Here is a 222-nt window from a genome sequence, read left to right on the forward strand (position 1 = left end):
AGGCGTTGAGCTAACCAATACTAATTGCCCGTGAGGCTTGACCATATAACACCCAAGCAATTTGCATGCTCTGAGCTGAAAAGCGAAAGAGACCAGATTGCGGTGTGTGAAGACGAAGATGAACCGAAAGTTCGACGCTCACAAAACACCGAAAACTATCACATACCCAATTTGCTGAAGCGAGGCCAACTGGTCACGACTCAGTACCCGAATTTCTTGACG

This window comes from Pseudomonas sp. W2Aug9, from assembly GCF_023127755.1.
Lineage (GTDB): Bacteria > Pseudomonadota > Gammaproteobacteria > Pseudomonadales > Pseudomonadaceae > Aquipseudomonas > Aquipseudomonas synxantha_A.